Raw genomic sequence first — 20698 nt, 5'->3', positions numbered from 1 at the left:
AGAGCTTGAAGCTCTCTATGGCTGTCCGCAAAGCACTTAACGCCGGCTTGAGACAGCAGTTGGCACTGGATGTAACGATATCCAGCTATGACACGGACTCATTAAGTGAGGCGATCCATATTCTTACAGCTGCAAGCTTGAGTGCTGCCAGGTAGTTGTCTGCGCGTCTGTCAAATCGTGTGGCTAGGCCGCGCATCTGTCTGATGCGGTTGAAGAAACGCTCCACGAGATTGCGCTGTCGGTCTACCCATCGGCTGAAGCTGATGGTTTGCTTTCGATTGGCCTTAGCAGGGATATGCGCCCAACATTTTCTTTGCTTGACGAAGTTCCGGATAGCGTCGGTGTCGTAAGCCTTATCGGCCAGCAGGGTTGCTCTAGGCTTCACGTCACTCAGCAGCTTTTCGGCCATGGGTGCATCGGCGGCCTGACCGGCGGTAAGTTCCAGATAGCGTTCCGGCACATCTCGCGAAGACGAAACCGTCCTGAAACGGCAAAAATGCCGTTGATCACTTGACGATCGTCAACGCGTTCAATTCCACGGCTCTTGTGCGGCAAAAGCGGCTCAATGACCGCCCATTCTTCGTCGCTTAATTCATGACTGCGCATACCAATCTCCTTCCAAAGAGATCGAATCACACAACATCACCAAGATGAACCCGGTTTGTGGGGACACGGCCTAGCCTGCTTCAGGCCGAAAATTTGACGCTGACACCGCGCTGACGAAAATAGGCCTGCATCAGCTTACGCCCTGACCGGTTTCCATGCGGCAATCTGGATGGATCGAACACGGCCTCTTTGACGCCTTCAGCCGCCAATGCGAGTTTTAGGGCCGCAATATGCTCATCGAGCCCTGCATTATCTGCATTGAGCGATTCGTAAATCTTGCCAGTCAACTCGGCCACGGTATGTTCGCTCACGGTATTCATCCTTCAATCTTTGGACGGGACCGATACCACACATTGTTTCGCTGCAAAACATGCCAAAAGCAGGTCAACACAGTTTTCCCCCAGCGCGTGCTCGCAACCCTATCCGGCTGCGAGCACGACAGTGCCGTGGGGTTATCAACCCAGAACAAAGCGGGAGAATGCGAGAGAATCTCGCGCATCCTCATCCATTTTCGCCACGTCCGCGCCTTCGGTCAGATCTCTCCAGACCCTGATATCAGAGCCGATCGTTCCGCCGGTTTTCACAAAGGGCTCCATGACGACGACACCGTTGTAGTTGATTTCGCGCAGGGCTGCGCCGATCTCGTGCCACGGCATCCTGCCTTTTCCGGGTACCCGGCGATTGCTTTCGCCTGTGTGGAAGTGGCCGAGTAACGGGCCGGCGGTGCGGATCGCGTCGCCGAAGCTGTCTTCCTCGATATTCATGTGGAACGTGTCGAGCATCACTTTCACATTCGGCTTGCCAACCTCGGTCACGAATGCGACGCCTTCGGCTGCTGTGTTGAGCACGTGGTTCTCGAAGCGGTTGAGAACTTCGATGCAGAGATTGATGCCGAGATCATTGGCGAAATCTGCGATGCCGTGAATACCCTCCACGCCGCGCGCGCGATCCCCTTCCTTGTCCACAGGCTGCGAATAGTCCACCGGCCAGTAGGAATGAAGCGCACCGCCGATGGTCTTGATGTCGAGTTTAGCGACGTTCGTCAGCGTCTTTTCGAAGAATGCCTTGCCTGCCTGGCGCACGGCGACATCAGGCGATGACAGGTTCTTTGACTTGGACGGACCAATTCCGGCCGTCAGGATGATGCCATTGTCCTTTGCGCTCTGCTTGATTGCGGCGAGTTCAGCGTCGCTATAGTCGTTGATGTGATGAGCAGCGACTTCGATGACATCGAACCCAAGCTTTGCAACCTTCTCGATGTAAGGGCCGAATTTGGCGCTCCACTCATGTTCCCAGTAGGAGTAATAGATTCCGTGTTTCATCTGTGCCTCTCTCAATCGACGTGTGTCTTGGTGAAGGTTGGGGATTTGCCCGGATTTTTCACCCGAAGATCGGGCTCCAGGCTCGTTGACGCGACCAGAAGCCCGTTTGGAAGATCGTTTTCCTCGACCTTGCGGGTAATTTCGGCGTCATCCATATTGAAATTCTGCCATCGCGCACGAAGGCGTTGGCGCAAGTCATCTTCATCGACATCGACGAATACGGTGACATCGAAGATCGGCTTAAGAAGATTCCAGGGCGACTGGCTTGCGAGGAGATAATTTCCTTCGCATACGATGATGTTGACGGATTGCGGAATCAGACGCCCGCCTGCCCGGGCAATTTCGATGGCGCGATCAAACACTGGCACGGCAACGACATCGTCCTCGTTACGTTTCAGCCGCTCCAGCATGTGTCGCAGACCATGCACGTCGAACGTATCGATGGCGCCTTTGAACTCCCGGCGCCTCATCTCGTTGAGGACGGCATCATCGTAGTGGTAGCCGTCCATTGGGAATAGAGCCGCACACACACCGGCTTCTTCGTTCAGTACTTCCACCACACGCTCGGCAATGGTCGATTTGCCGGAACCGGGCGCACCGGCAATCGCGATCATCAGGCGTGGCCCTTTTTCCTGCTTGAAACGCTGGAGGGTTCTTGCGGCAATCTGGTGCGCATTGTCGTCAATTGTACTCAAGGTGCATCTCGTTGAATGAATGAAGACGTGGACGTCTGGACAAGTGAAAGGGGTTCAGAACAGCCGATACTGGTCTGCCTTGTCGCGCAGGAACGGCAGTCCCTTTTCCAGCACCTCTTCGGCGCTGCGGGCGACAGGGCGCCATGTCGAGATTGCGCCTGCCATCTCGACCGGCATGCCCGCAAAGCTTTCAAGCACCAGGAGCCCTTTGAAGCCGATAACTGACAGGGCTGCAAAGACTTCATTCCAGGCCACATTGCCAAAGCCTGGCGTGCCCCGGTCGCTCTCCGACATATGCATGTATTTCAGGTGATCACGGGCGGCGATGATGCCGTTGCCAATACCCTTCTCTTCCATGTTCATGTGAAACGTGTCGAGATGAATGAAGACGTTGTCCATTCCAATGCGCTCCACCAGAGCGACGGCCTGCTCTGCGGAATTGATCAGGTGGCTTTCATAGCGGTTCACCGCTTCGATGCCGAATTGCAGGCCCAGCGTTTTGGCATGTTTCGCAGCAGCAGCCAGCGCGCGGGTAAGGTTGTCATATTCACCTTGGGTCGGCCGCACGCCGGTGCGTTCGTTCGTGCCACCGAAGGTTACTCCTGTCAGCGCCTCGGCACCCATCTCGGACGCCTTGTCGAGCGCAGATCTGAGATGCTCTACCGCAGCATCGGGACGAACCGATGCCCATGCCGGTTCCGGCAGCACCAGAGAGCAGGTGGCGCGCAGATCATGCTTTTCCAGCAATGCACGACTGTGTTTCGTATCAACCGAGGCAATGTCGATCAGCGGTATCTCGATGAAGTCCTGCTTGTAGCGTGCAGCGCAAGCAATTGCCCGCTCTGCACCAGCGTGGTCCCAAACTGTGGACCACATCATTGCGTGAACACCAAAACCTTGCACGTCATGCCTTCTTTCTGCGCGATGCGAAATAGGTGGAAAACAGTGTGCGTGCCGCCATGACGACAATCATCAGCACACCCCAGAGCGCTGTCGCAAGATGCTGGTTGGCGCCCATCAGGTTCAGCCCGGAAGACAGAAGCTGCAACACGATCAGCGCGACGAACACGGGCAGGACCCGACCAAAACCACCGAACGGGTTGATGCCGCCCAGAAACGCTGCCAGCACCGTGATCAACAGATAAGATTCGCCGTGACCGACACGCACGGAGTTGAAGCGCGCCAGCATGATAATGCTTGCAACCGCGCACATGAGCCCAGACAACGTGTAGACGAGCACAACGATCTTGCGGGTGTTGAGGCCGGAATATCTCGCCGATTCCATGTTGGAACCGATCATCAACAGGCCGAAACCAAGCTTGGTGCGCGTCAACAGCACATGCCATAGAGCGACGCAGACGATGAAAATCAGAAGCGGTATCGGCAGGCCGAAAACGGAGCCATGGCCAATGGGTGCGACATAGCCCGGAAAGCCGGAGACATCGCCGCCACGCGTGAGAAATTCGCCAAGACCACGCAGAAAAATCATCATCGACAGCGTGATCAGAATGGGATGGGCGCGCGTGTAGGCAATCGCCGCACCGGTCAACGCACCCGCTGCACCGCCAGTGGCGAGCGCCGCCACGCAGGCCAGAAAAAACGTTGCTGGCGGAGCATCGACGCCGCCATAGGCTTGCAACACCCATGCGGCAGCAAGCCCGGAGAGATTGGCGGCAAAGGTGACGGACAGGTTGATACCGCCGGTCAACAGCGGCAACAGCATGGCCAGCGTTAAAAGGCCAAGCTCGGGAAGTTGGAAGGCAACCGAACCAAACGTGCCAAGCGATAAAAAGTTATCCGCCAGCAAACCGAAAATAAGCATGACCGCAACGAAAGCGATGCAAGGGCCTGCCATATCGGCCCCGAAAATGGCGTTGAATTTTTGAACGAAAGACTTCATCAACGCTTGCTCCCTTTTCTGGAAGAACCCTTCAAGCTGGCTGGTAAAAGCTTGTCCAACCGTGTGGAAGAAAGCGTAATTGCAACCAGAATGATCGCGCCGACAATCATCTTGAAGGCGAAGGGCGAAACACCCATCAGGTTGAGACCGTTTTGCGTGATCGAGACCATCAGCACGCCGAGAACGCAGCCCAGGACAGAGCCCTTGCCACCGCCCAGCCGCGCGCCGCCAAGCACGGTTGCCGCAAGGACATCAAGTTCACGTCCATACAGAGCGTTGGGCACCACTTCCTGAGCGTAATGCGCCTGCATCAGGCCCGCAATTCCGGCCATCAACCCCAGCCAGCCAAAGGAAATGTAGTGCATGGCACCGATATTGATACCGAAGCGGCGCGCACCCTCCGGATTATCGCCAAAAGCGTAAAGTTGTCGCCCGATGGTGGTGCGCGAGATCATGAACCATGTGGCCAAGCAGCAGAGGATCATCACCACGACGGGCAAGGTTAGCTCCACCCAGGAGCCGTCCGGCATCTCGCGCTCATAGAAGACGACACGATTGGAAAGCCAGTCCGGGAGATTGTAGATCGACACCCCCTTGGTGAAAAACATCAACAGGCCGAAGAAGATGTTGAATGTCGAGATGGTGGCGACGATCGAGATAATGCGGAAACGCCACACCAGGAGAGCGTTGATCAGCCCCAGCCCGATGCCAACGGCACCGGCAATGATGAAGCCCTCTGCCCAGTTACCGCCGCCCAAAGCAGTGAGCGCCAGAACCGTGACATACTGCACAACGGAAGCCGCAACCGCAAAGGAGATGTCGATACCACCGGATATGAGCACGACCAGTAGCCCGACAGCAAAGATGATGTTGACTGCCGAGACGTTCAGCACGTCGAACGCGTTCGCTACCGTCAAGAACCGGTCAGTGCCGAGCGAAAGCCCGGCGCATAGAAGGATCATCACCATGAGAAGTGTGAATTCGGTGGTATTTCCAAGAATTAGCCTACGCATAGATGGCAGACTCCAAGTTGGTCAGCGACACCTCACGCGGATCGTATGTCGCGTGGAACCGGCCCTCCACCATGTGGATGACCCGGTCGGTGTTGAAATAGACTTCCGGCGGCTCATCGGAAATTACGATGATGGAAAGGCCATCTGCTGCAAGTTTTCGAACGATCTCGAAAATACCGGCGCGGGCGCCGACATCGACCCCCACTGTCGGCGCATCGAGGATGAGGATCTTCGGTCCAATCGCGAGCCATTTGGCAATGGCAATGCGCTGCTGGTTTCCGCCTGATAGCGTTCTAATGGGATCTTCCGGCAGGCCGATCTTGACGCCGAGCGCAGAAATCCAGTTCGAGACGACGCTTTCCTTTTTTGACGGCGAGATAAGCCCGTTGTTCAGCAACCGGTCGAGCGACGCCATGACCAGATTATCGGCAATGGATTGCGGCTGGTTCAAACCGAGCGACAGGCGGTCTTCGGACAGATAGGCAACCCCTGCACGGATCGCGTCCCGGTTCGACCTGAAATGCGTTTTTTCCCCTTCGATGCGTATCTCACCCGACTGCGGCTGGAGCATGCCGAACAGCGTCAGGGCAAGCTCAGTGCGGCCTGCGCCCAGAAGGCCGGTTATGCCAAGCGTCTCGCCTCGACGCAGATCAAACGAGACATCCTGAAACTCACCTTCGCGGGTCAGCCCACGGACAGACAGCACGACAGGCTGATCGTCGTGATCACCCGCGATGACGGCGTTATCGAAATTGCGGCCAGTCATCAGTTCAGTCACGCGCGATTGGGTCATGCCTTCAACGGGAAAAACACCGACCAGCGCGCCGTCGCGCAGCACGGTAATGCGGTGTGAAATTTCCAGCACTTCGGCCAGTCGATGCGACACGAACACCACGGCGATGCCAGAGGCCGAGAGATTGCGAACGATATCTATCAGGTAATCTGCTTCCGATTGCGTCAAGGAAGCGGTCGGTTCGTCCATGAAAACGATGCGGGCATCCCCAACCAGAGCGCGGGCAATGGCCACGATCTGGCGTTGCGCGATGGGCAATTCCTTCAGCGGCCTGTGAATGTCGATCTCGACACCAAGGCGCGCCAGTGCGGCCTCGGCGGACTTCTCGATGGCGCGCTTATCGACTAGCCCATATTTGCCTTTCACGGCATGCTGGAAGCCAATGTTCTCGGCGACCGTCATTTCGTCGAACAGCGCCAGATCCTGCCAGATCACCTGAATGCCAAGCGATTGGGCAAGAGCTGGCGTCATCGCAGCAATCGGCTCGCCAGCAAAGGAAAGTTCGGCACCGGCTTCAGGTGTATATACACCCGTGATCACTTTGATCAGCGTGCTTTTGCCACAGCCGTTTTCTCCAGCAAGGCAATGCACCTCTCCGGGGTTAACCTCAAAGGACACGCCTTTCAGTGCGCGTACGCCGCCGAAAGTGACTTTGATATTCTTGAGGGACAGGAGCGGTTTTTCGCTCATAATCGCACATCTCTCCGGTCGCCACGCCTGGATTGCGGACGCCATAAAACTAGCATTTCAAGTGTGAATGGCGTCGCGTGACATTGGCGAACACGCGACGCCGCGGCCTTGGGGAGGATTAGAGGCCCATGGAGACGAGCTTGTCGATGCTGTCCTTGTCGATCTTCAGGAGTTGGTCGACGACAATTGTGTTTCCTTCGGGTGTGATGGTGCCGAGACCTTCGATCGTATCACCGGCTTTCGGAACCTGACCCTTGGCGATGTGGTCTGCAAGCGTGATGAAGACCTCGCCTGCCAGCTTCGGGTTCCACATGAACCCGCCTGTCAGCGCGCCGGATTTGATCAGCTTGGCGCCCTGTCCCGGAGAGAAAGGCCCAATGACGAAGACCTTGCCGTCCTTGCGGCGTTCCTCGACTGCGCGTCCAGCGCCAATCGGTCCTTGCGAACCAAAGGCAAGAAAGCCATGCAGATCAGGGTTTGCCGACATCAGATCCAGAGCCGTGGAGCGGCTCTTGTCGAGATCTTCTGCAACGCCGTAGCGGTCGCCGACGAGTTTCATATCCGGATAATTTGCCTTGATGTAGGCGATGGCTGCATCGGCCCAGGCGTTGTGAAGTGGCACGGTCAGAGAGCCGACAAATACAGCATACGAGCCCTTGCCGCCCATCTTCTCACCCAAAAGCTTGCCGTGGGCCTCACCAAAACCCTTTGCGGATGCCAGCTCGAAATCCCAGTCTGCGCCGAGTTGCTTGGGCGATTCATGGGTAATGACCTTGATGCCAGCGGCTTGCGCCTTCTTCAAAACTGGCTCCAGCACTTTCGCGTCGTTCGGCACGACACCGATGAAATCGACTTTCTGCGCGATTAGATCTTCGATGGCGCGCACCTGTAACGCAGGGTCTGCGCTCGTCGGACCGACCATGAAGCCATTGACGCCGAGCTTGGCGCTCTGCTCCTTGATGCCCGCTTCCATGGCATTGAACCAGGGAATACCACCAATCTTAACAACGACGCCCACCTTCGGCCCCTCGGCAAATGCCGTAGATGAAAGCAACACAAGCGACAGACCAAGGGCTGCAATTATTTTATTCATGGATGTACCTCCTCCAAACACTCGGCAATCGGTTCTGTCGCAGCGGTTCTCTATACCCCGCGCGCAAAATCTTTCATCTCGCTTATTCGAGATGCTCCCCTGCCACTCCCATAGCAACCACCGTAGCACAATCGATATTGCACAAATGCACAATCGATGGTGCAATAAACATAACATGACACGCTCTTTCGTCAAGAGGACAACTGCATCTATAGTGGGAATCAGTAGGGGGAATAAAATTGACGCAGCCGATTTCCAAGAAAGCCACCATCTACGACCTGTCGGTTCTATCAGGCGCATCGGCGTCAACTGTGAGCGCTGTCTTGAACGGCTCGTGGCGCAAACGGCGAATTTCGGAAGAAACCGCCGACAAGATACTTTCGTTGGCCAAGGCGCACCGCTACACCACCAACCTTCAGGCGCGGGGTCTGAGAAGCTCTAAATCAGGCCTCGTCGGTTTGCTGCTACCGATTTATGACAACAGGTTCTTTTCCTCCATGGCGCAAACTTTCGAGGCTCAGGCGCGTCTGCGTGGGCTCTCCCCCATGGTTGTATCCGGTCGGCGCGATCCCGAAGAGGAACGTCGGACCGTGGAGACGCTGATCTCCTACTCCATCGACGCCTTGTTCATCGCTGGTGCGACCGACCCTGATGGGGTCCATCACGTCTGTGCCCGCGCCGCGTTACCGCATGTCAACATTGACTTGCCCGGCAAACTGGCGTCGTCGGTCATTTCAGACAACAGGCATGGCGCAGAAGTTCTGACATCTGCAATCCTCGCCCATGCTGCACGCAACGATGCTTTGAGCCCGGAAGATGTCATTCTTTTCGGCGGCCATGACGACCATGCCAGCCGAGACCGCATCGCCGGCTTCCATGCGGCGAAAAACAGATATTTCGGAATGGACAGCAGTGGCGATATCGAGATCACAGGTTATTCGCCACGCATGACGGAACTGGCCTTCGAACGTTTCTTCGATCGCAAAGGCCGTTTGCCACGCTGCTTTTTCGTCAACTCCTCTATCAATTTCGAAGGCTTGCTTCGCTTCATGGGACGCCATGACGGAAAGACATTTGGCGACATCGTCGTCGGCTGTTTTGACTACGATCCCTTCGCCTCGTTTCTGCCCTTCCCGGTCTACATGATTAAACCCGACATATCCAAAATGCTCGAGCGAGGATTTGACCTGCTGAAAGAAGCCCCGGCACACCCGACAGTCACGATCATCGACCCGCAACTAGTGCCTCCACGCACAGCCCTGGAAGGCCCCTTGGACGACATTAAAGATCCCGCGCCGGTGGTTGGCGGCGCTCGATAACGAGACATCAGCAGCGCTTTCAACGCTTTTACCGGAACCAGCCGTTGACGGGATGTGAAGGCGATGCCTGCAGGACGCAAGGGGTCGCCTGACCTTGTCCGCTATCCGTCGAGCCGTCACCAGACCCATGATGACAATCCGATGTCCCACCCTGCATAGGGCAAATTCTGACCGCAGACTCTAAGTGCTAGCGCCGTTATTGGTGGATGACGATCAGCGGCCCGAGCTGTGTCGCTTTCACGCCGATAGCCTTAGTCAGGTATGCGAGTGCTCCTTGGGTCTCGCTAACCTTCATCGTGCCGCTGACACGGCGATCGGCCAGTGTCGAACCAGCAATTACGATCCGGCCATGGAAATGCCGGTTCATCTCTTCGACCACGTGGGAAAGCGGCGCATTGTCCAGCGCAATCTGGCCGCGCTTCCAGGCAAGCGCGACCCTATCATCAACCGCTAAGACGGCAGTCTCCTTTTTCTCATTGTCATAAATCGCCTGCTCGCCCTGCTGGACGCGGACAGATTTGGTGTGGCCGCCGTCGAATTCAAGCTGGACCGCGTTTTCGGTAACGGTCACCTCCGTATCATCATCCCCGTACCGAACGTCGAATGCTGTGCCCAAAGCAGTCACGCTTGTTTCACCTGCCATGACTGTGAAGGGTCGCTCCTTCGCATGAGCGACCTGGAAGAATGCCTGCCCTTTGAGAAGGTGGATGACGCGTCGCTCCGAGGTGAAATCCACGGCGATCGCGGATGATGCATTGAGCTGCACCACCGAGCCGTCATCCAATGTGCGAGAAGGCATCTCATCTGTCCCGGCGATCATGTCCGCCTTCAGACGCAACGGACCATCCAGCGCAAAGAAGGTGCCGGTCGCAATCGCGATCATGAACAGGGTAATAGCAATTGGCTTTGCCTTGCTCCGGGGCCTGATGTCGATGCTGGTCAGGGCAGGATCGGATTGAATCGCCTGCCTTGCTTCACCCATCAGACGTTCGGCCGCGGTGTAGGTCCGACAGTTATCCGGATCTTGTTCAAGCCATTCCTTGAAGCGCGCTCGATCCGTCGGTGACTGGTTTGGGTTGCTATTGCGCAAGATCCAGTCGGCCGCCTCGCGGTTCCGCGTTCTTTGAGCCTTATTCGCTCCTTTGATCGGCATAGGCATCTCCAGACGCATCCTTTGACCTCTAAACGTTCTGCGTCGTCGGTTTGGGACTCTTATATCAATTTAAGCCCGTATATGGAGCATTTTACGCCCGCACGGAGGTTTCCTTGGCGCTCTAGAGAATACGGTCAAGGCAATGGGCGAAAGCACGGCGCAGGTGCCGGTCCACCATGTTCCTTGAAATTTTGAGCTTCTCGCTGATCTGGTCCGGCGTCATATGGTGAAGTCGGTGCAGAATGAAAACAACACGGCGCCTTTCCGGCAATTCCCCGATAGCCTCGCGCAGTGTCGCAATCCGGGCTTCTATTTCCAAAGCGTGGTCCGGAGCGGCCCCGCCGCTTGCCACCAAAAGGGCTTCCCGCTCAGAGCCGGAGAAAAGTCGCGCTTCCTTCGTTTCCCGGCGTTGGTGGTCGATGCCAAGATTGATGGCAGCGCGACAAAGAAAAGCCTTGATGGAACGCTTGTTCTGGAGAACCTCAGGCCTGGAGGCGAGCTTTACGTAAAGATCGTGCACCACATCGCGAGCGGTCGAGCTCGGATGACCCCGCCGACGTACCGCGCTGGTAATCTCAGCATAGTGCGCCTCCATAGCACGGTTCAGCAGCTCGCTGCTGTCAACAGTATCCCAGACAAGGGGCGCGGGGGAGGAGCTCGACATTGGCACACGGTTCCCAAACCAAAATCAGGTTCAAGGCGAGACGTTGAACCATCGTGAAAAATGGCTAGCCAATCTCGAAAAGTCTCGCAAGTGCAATAGGTTAGAATAATTCCAAACGATTATTCGTGCTTTTCATAAATCAAGACAAAAAAACTCACCTTTATGTATGATTTCTTTGCCAGATTCTGGTTTGCATGTTTGCGCTGGAAAAATTGGGACGCGCCAGCGTCTTATTCGAAAGGTGAGAGCTGTGGTATTTTTGTGACGTGCGTTCGCGGCCTCACAGCGGGATGCAGAGCGGCGTTCCTGCAACCGGATCGCGGATAACCACTGTTCTCACATTGAACACATCAAAAATGGTATCGGCGGAAATAACCTCATCGGGCGTTCCGGCCGCCGTAATCCTTCCGCCTTTCAACATGACGATGTGCTGCGCAAAGCGTGCCGCCTGATTGATGTCGTGCAAAACTGCGACAACGGTCTTCCCGTGCTGTTCAACGAGCATTGTGATGAGCTTCATCAGTTCTATCTGATGCTCAAGATCGAGATAGGTGGTGGGTTCGTCGAGCAGGATTGCCTCACCCTGCTGCGCAAGCGTCATAGCAATCCAGGCGCGCTGGCGTTGACCGCCAGACAGGCTGTCGAGCCCGCGGTTGGAAAGGTCGCTCATGCCTGTCAGCGTGAGAGCCTCGTCACAGGCTTGCTGGTCATGACCAGACCACCGGCTAAAGAACTGTTGATGCGGATAGCGGCCCTGTCGCACGAGATCGGCAACCGTTAGACCCTCCGGCGCGACGGGACCCTGTAACAGGACGCCTACCTTTCGCGCGATGTCTCGGGTCGATAGCTCCCTCAAGTCGCGGCCATCCAGTCGTATGCTGCCGCCAGAAGGCTTCATGAGTGCCGCAAAGGTGCGAAGGATCGTGGACTTTCCGCTGCCATTCGGGCCGATGAGCGCAGTGAAGCACCGTTCTGGGATAACGAGATCCAGATCCCTTACGATGCGGCGTTGCCCATAGTCGATGTTGACGGCCACGCCTTCGATCTTGCCATAGCGCTTCTTATCCTTGGTCATGGCGGCGTACCCAAAGGAGATAGGCGAAAAATGGAGCTCCCAGGAGCCCGGTGATGATGCCTGCCGGAAGCTGCGCTGGTGGCAGGATGGTGCGGCCTGCAAGGTCTGCGGCGACAACAAGGCAGGCGCCGGTGAGAGCGGCAACAGGAATTATCCGGCCATGCGAGCCCCCTACCAGCCGACGTGCAATGTGGGGCGCGATCAGGCCAACGAAGCCGATGAGGCCAGAGACAGCAACAGCAGCGCCCGAAAGCAAGATGACAATGACGATCATTAGGCCCCGCACGAGATCAACCGGCTGCCCGAGGCTCTTTGCGGAGTCGTCTCCAAAGCGAATAAGATCGAGTTCTCGGGCGGCAAGGAAAGCAAGCGTAACGGGCACAATGAGCCAGAGAGCGAGCAGGCGAACCTTGATCATGCTGGCATCGTAGACACTGCCTGCCAGCCAGATCATCGCCCGCTGCACATCGCCAATGTCGCCAAAAGTTGAGAGAAAGGTGGTGAAGGCCGTCGCGATCGCGGAAAGGCCGATGCCAATCAGGATGATGCGAAGCGAGGATGACCCGTTGCGCCAGGCGAGCGCGTAAACCGCCAGCGCCATGGCCGCTGCACCCAAAAAGCCAGCCGCTTGCAAGAGTAAAACGGGCGGATCCTGGACCAGAACAATAACTGCCATCGCCGCTGCCGCCGCACCACTGTTGATGCCGAGAACACCTGGCTCCGCAAGCGGGTTACGCATGATGGCAAGCGTTATCGTGCCAGCCATCGCGAGCGCAACTCCGACGAGGAGCGCGAGAAGGACCCGCGGCAGCCGAAGGTCGAAGACAATCATAGCACTCTGCGGATCGGGGTCGCCTGTGCCCGTTAGCGCCTGGAAAAGATCCTTCCATGTCAGCGACACGTCGCCAAAGGCGAGGCTCGCGGCAACGAGAAAGGCGAGCAGAAGCGTAAGAGCGCAGCAAGTTCGGATCATGCCTCGTTCCTCAACCGCGTGACGGCGAGGTAGAGGAAGAACGGTGTACCAATGAGCGCGATCGTCACGCCAACCGGAAAACTCTGGCTTCCGAAAACGAGCCTCCCGAACATATCTGCGAGGAGGACGAGCAGTGCACCACCAACCGCTGCGAAAGGAATAATCCAACGGTAATCGACACCAATGCACATCCGCACGATATGCGGGACAACAAGGCCAACAAAGCCAATCGGTCCGGTAAGCGCGACAGCGCCGCCCGCAAGCAAGATGACGATGGCAATCGAAACACCGCGCCAGACGATCTGGTTCTGTCCGAGGGATCGCGAAGCATCCGCCCCAAGGCTAAGCGTCGTCAGATGACGGCCAAGAAGGAGTGCTGCGACAAGGCCGGCGAGGATGGAAGGTGCGACCATTCGAGCCTGCGCCATGGTTCGCCCCGTCACCGAGCCAGCGGTCCAGAGCCGTACCGCATCGAGCGTGCTCTCGTCAAAAATCAGCACGGCGGTGGTGAGCGACGTGAGAAAGGTGGCGACGACGACACCCGCGAGCACAAGCCCGAGTGTTGAGTGCCTAACCCCACCCAGGGAGCTTACGGCGTATACGGTGATCGCCGCGGTTGCGGCACCGAGAAATGAGAACCAGACATAGATATCCCCGACGCTGGCGCCAAAGAGGCTTATCAGCGTGACGACTGCAAATGCTGCCCCGGCGTTGATGCCGAGAAGGTCGGGCGAGGCAAGTGGGTTGTTCGTAACGGCCTGCATGATGGAGCCGGAGACGGCGAGCGCGCTACCGGCAAGGAGTGCCGCGATGGCGCGAGGCAGCCGGATAGTCATCACCAGCAAGTGGTCGCGTGAGCCATCGAACTGAAAGATCGCGGATGTAATTCGGGAAAACGCTATGGGTACCGAACCGGTCGCGACGGAGTTCATTGCCGCAAATACGAGGAGACAGAGGAGTGCTGAGAGCGCAAGCATCCGCGCGCCATCGGCAGCAGCAAGACGAGCGCCTCTTCGACCTGTCATCGGTCCACCAGAATATAGCGCTCGACGTCGTCGAGAATGCGATTTGCCGAACCGATGCCGTGGAAGCTCTGCCACGGCCCCCTGTTGACCCGGTGGGTACGTCCAGCCTGGACGGCAGGCAGCAATTGCCATAGCGGGTTTTCAGTTACCTGCTTTTCCAACGCGTCGTCTGGACCGCTCTCGAAGCCGCTGGCGGAAACGTAGAGCAGCACGTCTCCGTCGAGATTGCCAAGCTCCTCCCAGTCCGGCCGCTTGACGATGGTGTCGTCGGTCACGGTCTCGTAAGGCGATCGCTTAACACCTGCCTCATGCAGCACGGCGAAAGGGGCGTAGGCTTTGGGTCCATCGACGAAAACGACAAATCGATCAGGCGCCAACCGAACGGATGATACCGTGAGCTTCTTGCCCTTCATTCGTTCGCGGATCTCAGCGACGCGGATATGGTAGGCATCCAGCGAAGTCTTCGCGACGCCTTCTCGACCGGTCACCTGAGAAAGGCGCTCCAGGTAGATTTTCCAGTCCATATGCTTGAACAGCACCGTGGGTGCAATTTTTGCAACCTGTTCATAAATGCCGGAATGAACTTCCGCCGACCCGATGATGAGATCTGGTTTGAGAGCGGCAACCCGCTCGAGGCTGGGCTCCTTCGGATTGCCGAGATCGACCATCTTTTTGGCCTTCACCACATCGAGAACAGCCTCATCGGTGATCGCCATATAAGGCGTGGCTACAACAGGCGCCTCCAATTCGATCAGCATTCCAAGCGTGATCAATGGATCAAGCGTGACGACTCTCTTGGGGGCTTGCGGAATGCAGAATGGCGGATTGTAGACCTCGTCGACCAGCATATCGCCCTGACAGGCGGCCTGCGCCAGCGAGCCAGCCAACAAAAATGCTAGGAGACAGAGAGAGAAGCGCAAGGGAGAACCACTTCATTGCTGGAAATTGAAGAGCGATTGCGGAGATAAGCCCCGCAACCGATGGGGTTAAAGCGCGCTGCGGAGCATAGTGTCACGCAGCGCAGATGTGCGACCATACGCTAGAACTTCGCTCGCACATTGAGGCCGAAGGAGCGGCCCTTTCCAGCCTGTCCGTAGGGAAGCGAAGCGTTTGGATCGATCTGTGTGAAGTATTTTTCATCCGTCAGATTTTCCGCCAGGAGAGTGACCTGCCAGTTGTCGACTTTGAAACCGACCTGCGTGTTCAGGATGAAGCGCGAGTCGATGTCGTACATGCCTTTTGAGCCGAAACGGGAATTGTACTCGCTGGTATATTTCGCATCGGCCCCCACGAATATCCCACTTTCGAATTCGTAGCGTCCGCCAAAGCCCAGGCTCCATTCGGGTGCCTCTGGGAAGGATTTTCCGTTCTGCGATTCAGCCAGCGATGCAAGGTTGAATTCTATGAACTTTGTGTTGAGATAACCGAGCGAAGCAAATGCAGTGAATTGATCCGTCACCTCCATGCTGGGCTCGATTTCGAAGCCCCATGCGCGTGAATTGGCGGCGTTCGAAATGACGCGGTAGCCCGCATTATTGGGGTCAGGACGGATTTCCACCTGCTGATCATCATACTTGGTATAGAAAAGATTGGCATTCAGTGTCATGCGTCCGTCGAGAAGCGTACCCTTGTATGACAGTTCCACGTTCTGCGAGTATTCGGGGTCATATTTGCCGAGGGTATCTTTCACCCGATCGTAATAGGATGCGCCCGAGCGGAACCCCTGCGTATAGGTAAGACCGACAGTCTGATTGTCTGCGAACTCATTCGAAATACCCACTTTCGGTATGAAGTTGATTTCGTTGAGCGATGAGGGATCGCCGGTCAGAACCGCCGCCGGATCAATGACTCCCAGGTAGTTTTTCTGGTGATCCTTGTCCTTTACATAGTCCAGACGTCCGCCAGCGGTGGCAAACCACGTCGGTGCAAACTCGTAGGTGGCTTCACCAAAAACGGCGAGGTTGGATGTGCGGCGGTGCTGAGTGTCGCTCTGCTGATAGGGAGCGATAAAAAAGTCGGTTGCCCCGTCCCATTTTTCGTAGCTGCCGTAAACGCCGGAGACCCATTTCCAGCGGTCACCTTCGTAATTCAGGCGAAACTCGTGCGTAAAGATCGAGTTGTCATCTTCGCCCGTGCTGCCATCTGTAATGCCAGCCGTGCCGTAATCGACAGAACGTCTGTTGTTGATGCCATATTGGAAACCCGTTTGCGAAGTGAAGCGCAGGGTGTCAGAAATGTCATGCGTGACTTCCAGCCCGAGATTGTGGGTCTCCGTCCAGCGGAGTTCAGTATATGTGATGGGTTTGTTGTTGAAATCGCCGCGCCCCGAATAAAGCCCCACCAGCGCATCGTTGGGTCGATCTTTCGAATATGAGTAGGTCAGTACCGCGCGAGTATCTGGCATTTCCGATGGGGTCAGCAGCAGCTTGCCACGCAGCACGCCGCTCATGTCAGTGATGAGATCGTCGTAATAGTTGTACGTGCTTAAGTTCGAGTAATCCGGTTGGGCGCGCGAACGCTCGAAAGCGCCGGAAATTCTGAGTGCGACCTGATCGTCGACAACAGGCGTATTGTACATGAAGGCGCTACCGACAAGATGGTCGGTGCCCACGGTGCTGGAAAGCTCCAGTTCCTTTTCGAAGGTTGGGTCCTTTGATTTGATGTAGACGGCACCGGTCATGGCTGCGCGGCCGGAAAGCGTGGATTGCGGCCCGCGATAAACCTCGACCTGCTCGACGTCCCAGAGATTGCGTGCGCCAAAACGGGCGTTGTAGCGTGTTTGCAGGATGCCATCGACATAGATGGAGCCGGCAGCGTTACCGGAAGCCACAAGACCTTCGGAACTCATGCCACGGATAACGAAACCAGAATTGACGGTTGCGCTATCCATCACGTTCGCCATGCGGCGATATGCTTCCTGGGTGGTGCGAATCTGGCTATTTTCCAAGCTTTGAGCACTGAGAACGGCGACACCACTTGTCGTGCTGGCGAGGGTGGTCGCATTGCGGGCACCGTAGATCACGATGGGTTCGAGCACGGTCCCGACCTGCTCCGGGTTTCCTGGGGAAGAAGGCGTACTCTGCAACGTGACCCGATTTTCTCCGGCAAAGCGCGCATCAACGCCGGTTCCGGCGAGTAGGGCCTTCAATGCCTGTTCGGGTGTCAGCATCCCATTCAAGCCGCGGGTTGATTTGCTTTGGGCAACCGACGCGTCGAACAGAATCTGCAAGCCGGTCTGGGCGGCAAGGCTGTTAAGCGCCGGGGTAAGCGGACCTGCTGGTACTGAGATCGCCTGCTGTGCTGCCTGAACCTCTCGCGCCATTGCAGGCAGCGTTGGTGTCAACATTATAAGCGCTGATCCTGCAAAAAGGACAGCTCTGAGGCTCGCTCGCGCCTCGCCTGTAGCGGAATAAGTATTTATCATAGAATCCCCAAACTCTCCGGTATTCAAGGCTTTGCGGCCTACCGCTAGGAGCAACTCCACATTGTGCTCGAGGGATAGACGATTGATCCATCCGGTTTGGGACTCTGGCTGCAAAAAAATGATTAGGTTTTTAGTCTGCGACGCCGAGATGTCGCCGCATGGCGCGGCTTTTCGTGGCATCATTGCCGCATGAGAGAGGCATGGGGTTATACCCTTCGCCCATGTGCAGGGCCAAACGCACCACTGACGGCGTCCAAAAGACCCAAACGGCGGACGCGCGGACAGTGCCTCTCGTTTTTCAACGAAATCAGCGCAGTCCAGCCATGAATGTTACAGCTTCGGAACGGACTATGGCGCCTACTGTTGTATCCGGAACCTCGATCAGACAGGCTGACAACGGTGAAATTGGCGGCCGGATAGGTGCTCCCCTTCTCCCCGTCATCACAATCGCCTCACGATCTTCCTTTCGTCTCCCGACATCGTTGCGAACAAAACTTGACGCTATCCCAGTTCTTCTCCCACTTCTTTCGCCATGAAAACGGCCTGCCGCAAACCGGGCAAATCTTTGTAGGCAGGTTTGATTTTTCGCGATGTTTTGCCATCCGTTATTCCAGAATCTTCTATCGTTAAAACAACCTTCGCCTAGGATGGCGAGAGCAGTTTGGCGACAACGTGCGCGCGGTCAGCTTGGCGGCCATCGGCGGTTTCCGTGACGATATTAGGGCTGCCTTTGGGGATGTAAACAAGTCTGCCTCAATCGGCCGTTCAGTTGACACTCCATCCACGCACCTGCTGCCCACCGAATATCATTTCAGTCGGCATCTGGAAGATGAAATAAGGATTGAGCATCGGCAGCGCGCTTGCCACTTCCAGTCGTTGCAGATGTTCATCCTCCAGTACAATGTCGAGAGAGGCAATGTTTTGGGTGAGTTGCTCTACCCGGCTTGCGCCGATCAGCACTGAGGAGACGCCAGGGCGTTTCGCTACCCAGGCCAGCGCCACTTCCGCAGGCGAACGGCCAACCTCCATTGCTACCGCTTTCAGAACATCAACAATATCGAAGTTGCGATCCGTAAACAGCATGCCACCAAACGGGTTGTCACCATTGAGGCGCCCATCGCTTTGGCCTTCACTCACGGTTCCGGCCTTGTCTGGCAGGGCGGCTGCCCGGTTGGCGTCGCTGATCTTGTCGAGACCGTATTTTCCTGTCAGCAGACCAGCCGCAAGTGGGCTCCATGGCACCATTCCCAAACCAAATTCGGCACCAGCCGGAATGAGATCCAGCTCCACGCCACGGTCGATCAGCGAATAGGCATATTGCAAGCCGATCGGCTTTGGCAGACCATGCGCTTCTGCAAGTGTCGCGACCTTTGCCACATACCAGGCAGGTGTGTTGGAAAAACCATAATGCAGGATCTTGCCAGCGCGAACCGCATCGGACAGCGTTTGCAAAACCTCTTCTGCTGGAGTCGTGCGGTCCCACACATGCATCCAGTACATGTCGATGTAATCGGTTTTCAGCCGCTTTAGCGAGCCTTCCATCCCCATACGAATATTCTTGGCACCGTTGCCACCCCACAAAGGTGTGCCCTGCCCGCGCGGAAAACCGGATTTGGTCGCGATCACCAACCGATCACGCATGCCGCTGTCGGAAACAAAAGTCCCGAGCATGTCCTCGCTGCGGCCGGCGGAATAAACATCCGCAGTATCGATGAAATTGCCACCGGCTTCGACATAGGCATCGAAAATTGCGCGCGCGGTTTTGTCGCCAGCGCCCCAGCGCTCTGCCCCGAATGTCATGGTGCCAAGCGCCAGCGGGCTGACGATAAGGCCGGACTTGCCAAGCGTGCGGTAACTGGTGAGATCCATCGGTGTTCTCCATCATTGTTGTGTAGAGGTGTAACGACCGGTGTCTGAGAAGATAAGCCATTGTTAGCGGCATGAACTTATGAGCACAGTGCATGAATGGAACGAAACGAACTCAATGATCTCCTCGCCTTTGCTGCCGTTGCCCGCGAACGCAGCTTTACCCGTGCTGCCGCCATTCTCGGCATGTCACCCTCGGCGCTGAGCCATGCGATGCGCGGACTGGAGGAGCGGTTGGGCGTCCGGCTTCTTTCGCGCACCACGCGCAGCGTGGCACCGACTGAACCGGGTGAACGGCTGCTGCAATCGCTCAATCCGGCACTTGCCAATATTGAGAGCGGACTAGAAGCGTTGGCGGAGTGGCGCGACAACCCTTCTGGTACGGTCCGGATCACCACTTTCGCCTATGCATCCCGCATGGTGCTTCTGCCGAAACTGCCAGCGTTTCTACTGGCCAATCCGGATGTGCGGGTTGAGGTGAATATCGATGATGGACTGACGGATATCGTGGCCGCAGGTTTCGATGCCGGTATTCGGCTGGGAGAGGCCGTCGCCAAGGATATGGTCGCGGTGAAGGTGGGCCCGGATTTAAGGACGGTGGTGGTTGGAACGCCGTCCTATTTCGAGCGCTACCCTGCACCGTTGACCCCATATGACCTCGAACGTCATGCCTGTATCGGCTACCGACTGACGACATCAGGCGGATTACTCCCTTGGGAATTCGAGAAAGACGGCAAAGAGATCAATATCCGCACCAGCGGCCCCCTGGTGGCCAATGATGGCGATCTACCGGCGGCTGCCGTTCGTGCCGGCGCCGGGCTCGGTTACATCAATGAGCATGATGTGGCTGACGAGATCGCAGCGGGAACCCTTGTTCAGGTGCTGAAGGACTGGTGTCCAAGCTATCCTGGCTTTTTCCTGTATCACCCCAGCCGCAGGCAATCGCCACCAGCTTTGAGGGCTCTGATCGCTGCCCTTAAGGTGGCATGAAATTCCGCCACGCCTTTGGCACGAGATGGATGATTGTTTAGAGATATAAAAAACAACCTTCCAAATCGTCCAGCGACCATGTATGTTCCGCATTTGT

At 56.6% G+C, this 20698-nt stretch carries 20 protein-coding genes and 1 pseudogene; 2 read left to right on the top strand and 19 right to left on the bottom strand.

The annotated features are described in order from the left end of the window. Positions 1–85 precede the first annotated feature (85 nt). The 10 genes and pseudogenes from RQI55_RS24225 to RQI55_RS11470 form a co-directional block, all read right to left on the bottom strand. The gene (locus tag RQI55_RS24225; RefSeq protein ID WP_409233723.1) at positions 86–409 is read right to left on the bottom strand and encodes a transposase; all 324 of its coding nucleotides are present in this window, start codon (positions 407–409) and stop codon (positions 86–88) included. Positions 410–486: 77 nt separating this feature from the next. Further along, a pseudogene (locus tag RQI55_RS24220) lies at positions 487–606 on the bottom strand (transposase); the annotation flags it as partial. 80 nt (positions 607–686) lie between these two features. Continuing rightward, positions 687–926, bottom strand: a complete 240-nt coding sequence (locus RQI55_RS11505; protein WP_042618897.1) for a hypothetical protein — start codon at positions 924–926, stop codon at positions 687–689. 135 nt (positions 927–1061) lie between these two features. Continuing rightward, a complete protein-coding gene (locus RQI55_RS11500; RefSeq protein ID WP_042618896.1) occupies positions 1062–1928 on the bottom strand; it encodes a sugar phosphate isomerase/epimerase family protein in 867 nt (288 codons plus the stop codon). A gap of 11 nt (positions 1929–1939) precedes the next feature. Further along, positions 1940–2623 carry a nucleoside triphosphate hydrolase gene (locus tag RQI55_RS11495; RefSeq protein WP_042618895.1) on the bottom strand — a complete coding sequence of 228 codons (684 nt, stop codon included), beginning with the start codon at positions 2621–2623 and terminating at the stop codon, positions 1940–1942. A gap of 54 nt (positions 2624–2677) precedes the next feature. After that, on the bottom strand, positions 2678–3526 hold the full coding sequence (locus RQI55_RS11490; protein ID WP_311272579.1) for a sugar phosphate isomerase/epimerase: 849 nt from the start codon (positions 3524–3526) through the stop codon (positions 2678–2680). A gap of 1 nt (position 3527) precedes the next feature. Beyond that, on the bottom strand, positions 3528–4523 hold the full coding sequence (locus tag RQI55_RS11485; RefSeq protein WP_042618893.1) for an ABC transporter permease: 996 nt from the start codon (positions 4521–4523) through the stop codon (positions 3528–3530). Next, complete coding sequence (locus RQI55_RS11480) at positions 4523–5536, bottom strand: ABC transporter permease (protein ID WP_042618892.1); 1014 nt, start codon at positions 5534–5536, stop codon at positions 4523–4525. The genes RQI55_RS11485 and RQI55_RS11480 overlap by 1 nt, the downstream gene beginning before the upstream one ends. Then, a complete protein-coding gene (locus RQI55_RS11475) occupies positions 5529–7019 on the bottom strand; it encodes a sugar ABC transporter ATP-binding protein (protein ID WP_042618891.1) in 1491 nt (496 codons plus the stop codon). The genes RQI55_RS11480 and RQI55_RS11475 overlap by 8 nt, the downstream gene beginning before the upstream one ends. A 118-nt stretch (positions 7020–7137) precedes the next feature. Further along, positions 7138–8112: a substrate-binding domain-containing protein gene (locus tag RQI55_RS11470; protein ID WP_042618890.1), complete on the bottom strand. Its 975-nt coding sequence runs from the start codon at positions 8110–8112 to the stop codon at positions 7138–7140. Positions 8113–8351: 239 nt separating this feature from the next. Here RQI55_RS11470 and RQI55_RS11465 point away from each other — a divergent pair, with 239 nt between their 5' ends. Further along, the gene (locus RQI55_RS11465; protein WP_042618889.1) at positions 8352–9431 is read left to right on the top strand and encodes a LacI family DNA-binding transcriptional regulator; all 1080 of its coding nucleotides are present in this window, start codon (positions 8352–8354) and stop codon (positions 9429–9431) included. 196 nt (positions 9432–9627) lie between these two features. Here RQI55_RS11465 and RQI55_RS11460 read toward each other — a convergent pair whose 3' ends face one another. From RQI55_RS11460 to RQI55_RS11420, 9 genes are all read right to left on the bottom strand, one after another. Next, positions 9628–10584, bottom strand: coding sequence for a FecR family protein (locus RQI55_RS11460; RefSeq protein ID WP_042618888.1), 957 nt, complete (start codon positions 10582–10584; stop codon positions 9628–9630). 121 nt (positions 10585–10705) lie between these two features. Further along, entirely contained in the window at positions 10706–11248 is a 543-nt protein-coding gene (locus RQI55_RS11455) for an RNA polymerase sigma factor (protein ID WP_042618887.1), read from the bottom strand. Positions 11249–11528: 280 nt separating this feature from the next. Next, positions 11529–12323: an ABC transporter ATP-binding protein gene (locus RQI55_RS11450; protein WP_042618886.1), complete on the bottom strand. Its 795-nt coding sequence runs from the start codon at positions 12321–12323 to the stop codon at positions 11529–11531. Next, entirely contained in the window at positions 12310–13296 is a 987-nt protein-coding gene (locus RQI55_RS11445; RefSeq protein ID WP_042618885.1) for an iron ABC transporter permease, read from the bottom strand. The genes RQI55_RS11450 and RQI55_RS11445 overlap by 14 nt, the downstream gene beginning before the upstream one ends. Beyond that, entirely contained in the window at positions 13293–14321 is a 1029-nt protein-coding gene (locus RQI55_RS11440) for an iron ABC transporter permease (protein ID WP_042618884.1), read from the bottom strand. The genes RQI55_RS11445 and RQI55_RS11440 overlap by 4 nt, the downstream gene beginning before the upstream one ends. Next, positions 14318–15208 (bottom strand): iron-siderophore ABC transporter substrate-binding protein, encoded by an 891-nt coding sequence (locus RQI55_RS11435; protein WP_311272578.1) that lies wholly within the window; start codon positions 15206–15208, stop codon positions 14318–14320. Before RQI55_RS11435 ends, RQI55_RS11440 begins: the two co-directional genes overlap by 4 nt. A 152-nt stretch (positions 15209–15360) precedes the next feature. Continuing rightward, positions 15361–17667, bottom strand: a complete 2307-nt coding sequence (locus RQI55_RS11430) for a TonB-dependent receptor (protein ID WP_311272577.1) — start codon at positions 17665–17667, stop codon at positions 15361–15363. Positions 17668–18197: 530 nt separating this feature from the next. After that, positions 18198–18347: a DUF2256 domain-containing protein gene (locus tag RQI55_RS11425; RefSeq protein WP_082249930.1), complete on the bottom strand. Its 150-nt coding sequence runs from the start codon at positions 18345–18347 to the stop codon at positions 18198–18200. 163 nt (positions 18348–18510) lie between these two features. Further along, entirely contained in the window at positions 18511–19614 is a 1104-nt protein-coding gene (locus RQI55_RS11420) for an aldo/keto reductase (protein WP_042618881.1), read from the bottom strand. Between the two features lie 96 nt (positions 19615–19710). Between RQI55_RS11420 and RQI55_RS11415 the strand changes: the two genes are divergently transcribed. Then, positions 19711–20601, top strand: a complete 891-nt coding sequence (locus RQI55_RS11415; RefSeq protein ID WP_042618880.1) for a LysR family transcriptional regulator — start codon at positions 19711–19713, stop codon at positions 20599–20601. The last annotated feature ends 97 nt before the right edge of the window (positions 20602–20698 follow it).

Origin of the sequence: Rhizobium sp. WCS2018Hpa-16, assembly GCF_031843705.1 — a bacterium.
GTDB classification, from domain to species: Bacteria; Pseudomonadota; Alphaproteobacteria; order Rhizobiales; family Rhizobiaceae; genus Agrobacterium; species Agrobacterium tumefaciens_C.
This window is presented reverse-complemented; position numbering and strand designations above follow the sequence as displayed.

Bases quoted from the DNA above. Each gene is read 5' to 3' on its own strand.
- RQI55_RS24225 (WP_409233723.1), bottom strand. From the start codon at position 409: ATGGCCGAAAAGCTGCTGAGTGACGTGAAGCCTAGAGCAACCCTGCTG.
- RQI55_RS11505 (WP_042618897.1), bottom strand. From the start codon at position 926: ATGAATACCGTGAGCGAACATACCGTGGCCGAGTTGACTGGCAAGATT.
- RQI55_RS11500 (WP_042618896.1), bottom strand. From the start codon at position 1,928: ATGAAACACGGAATCTATTACTCCTACTGGGAACATGAGTGGAGCGCC.
- RQI55_RS11485 (WP_042618893.1), bottom strand. From the start codon at position 4,523: ATGAAGTCTTTCGTTCAAAAATTCAACGCCATTTTCGGGGCCGATATG.
- RQI55_RS11480 (WP_042618892.1), bottom strand. From the start codon at position 5,536: ATGCGTAGGCTAATTCTTGGAAATACCACCGAATTCACACTTCTCATG.
- RQI55_RS11475 (WP_042618891.1), bottom strand. From the start codon at position 7,019: ATGAGCGAAAAACCGCTCCTGTCCCTCAAGAATATCAAAGTCACTTTC.
- RQI55_RS11470 (WP_042618890.1), bottom strand. From the start codon at position 8,112: ATGAATAAAATAATTGCAGCCCTTGGTCTGTCGCTTGTGTTGCTTTCA.
- RQI55_RS11460 (WP_042618888.1), bottom strand. From the start codon at position 10,584: ATGCCGATCAAAGGAGCGAATAAGGCTCAAAGAACGCGGAACCGCGAG.
- RQI55_RS11455 (WP_042618887.1), bottom strand. From the start codon at position 11,248: ATGTCGAGCTCCTCCCCCGCGCCCCTTGTCTGGGATACTGTTGACAGC.
- RQI55_RS11450 (WP_042618886.1), bottom strand. From the start codon at position 12,323: ATGACCAAGGATAAGAAGCGCTATGGCAAGATCGAAGGCGTGGCCGTC.
- RQI55_RS11445 (WP_042618885.1), bottom strand. From the start codon at position 13,296: ATGATCCGAACTTGCTGCGCTCTTACGCTTCTGCTCGCCTTTCTCGTT.
- RQI55_RS11440 (WP_042618884.1), bottom strand. From the start codon at position 14,321: ATGACAGGTCGAAGAGGCGCTCGTCTTGCTGCTGCCGATGGCGCGCGG.
- RQI55_RS11430 (WP_311272577.1), bottom strand. From the start codon at position 17,667: ATGTTGACACCAACGCTGCCTGCAATGGCGCGAGAGGTTCAGGCAGCA.
- RQI55_RS11425 (WP_082249930.1), bottom strand. From the start codon at position 18,347: ATGGCAAAACATCGCGAAAAATCAAACCTGCCTACAAAGATTTGCCCG.
- RQI55_RS11420 (WP_042618881.1), bottom strand. From the start codon at position 19,614: ATGGATCTCACCAGTTACCGCACGCTTGGCAAGTCCGGCCTTATCGTC.
- RQI55_RS11415 (WP_042618880.1), top strand. From the start codon at position 19,711: ATGGAACGAAACGAACTCAATGATCTCCTCGCCTTTGCTGCCGTTGCC.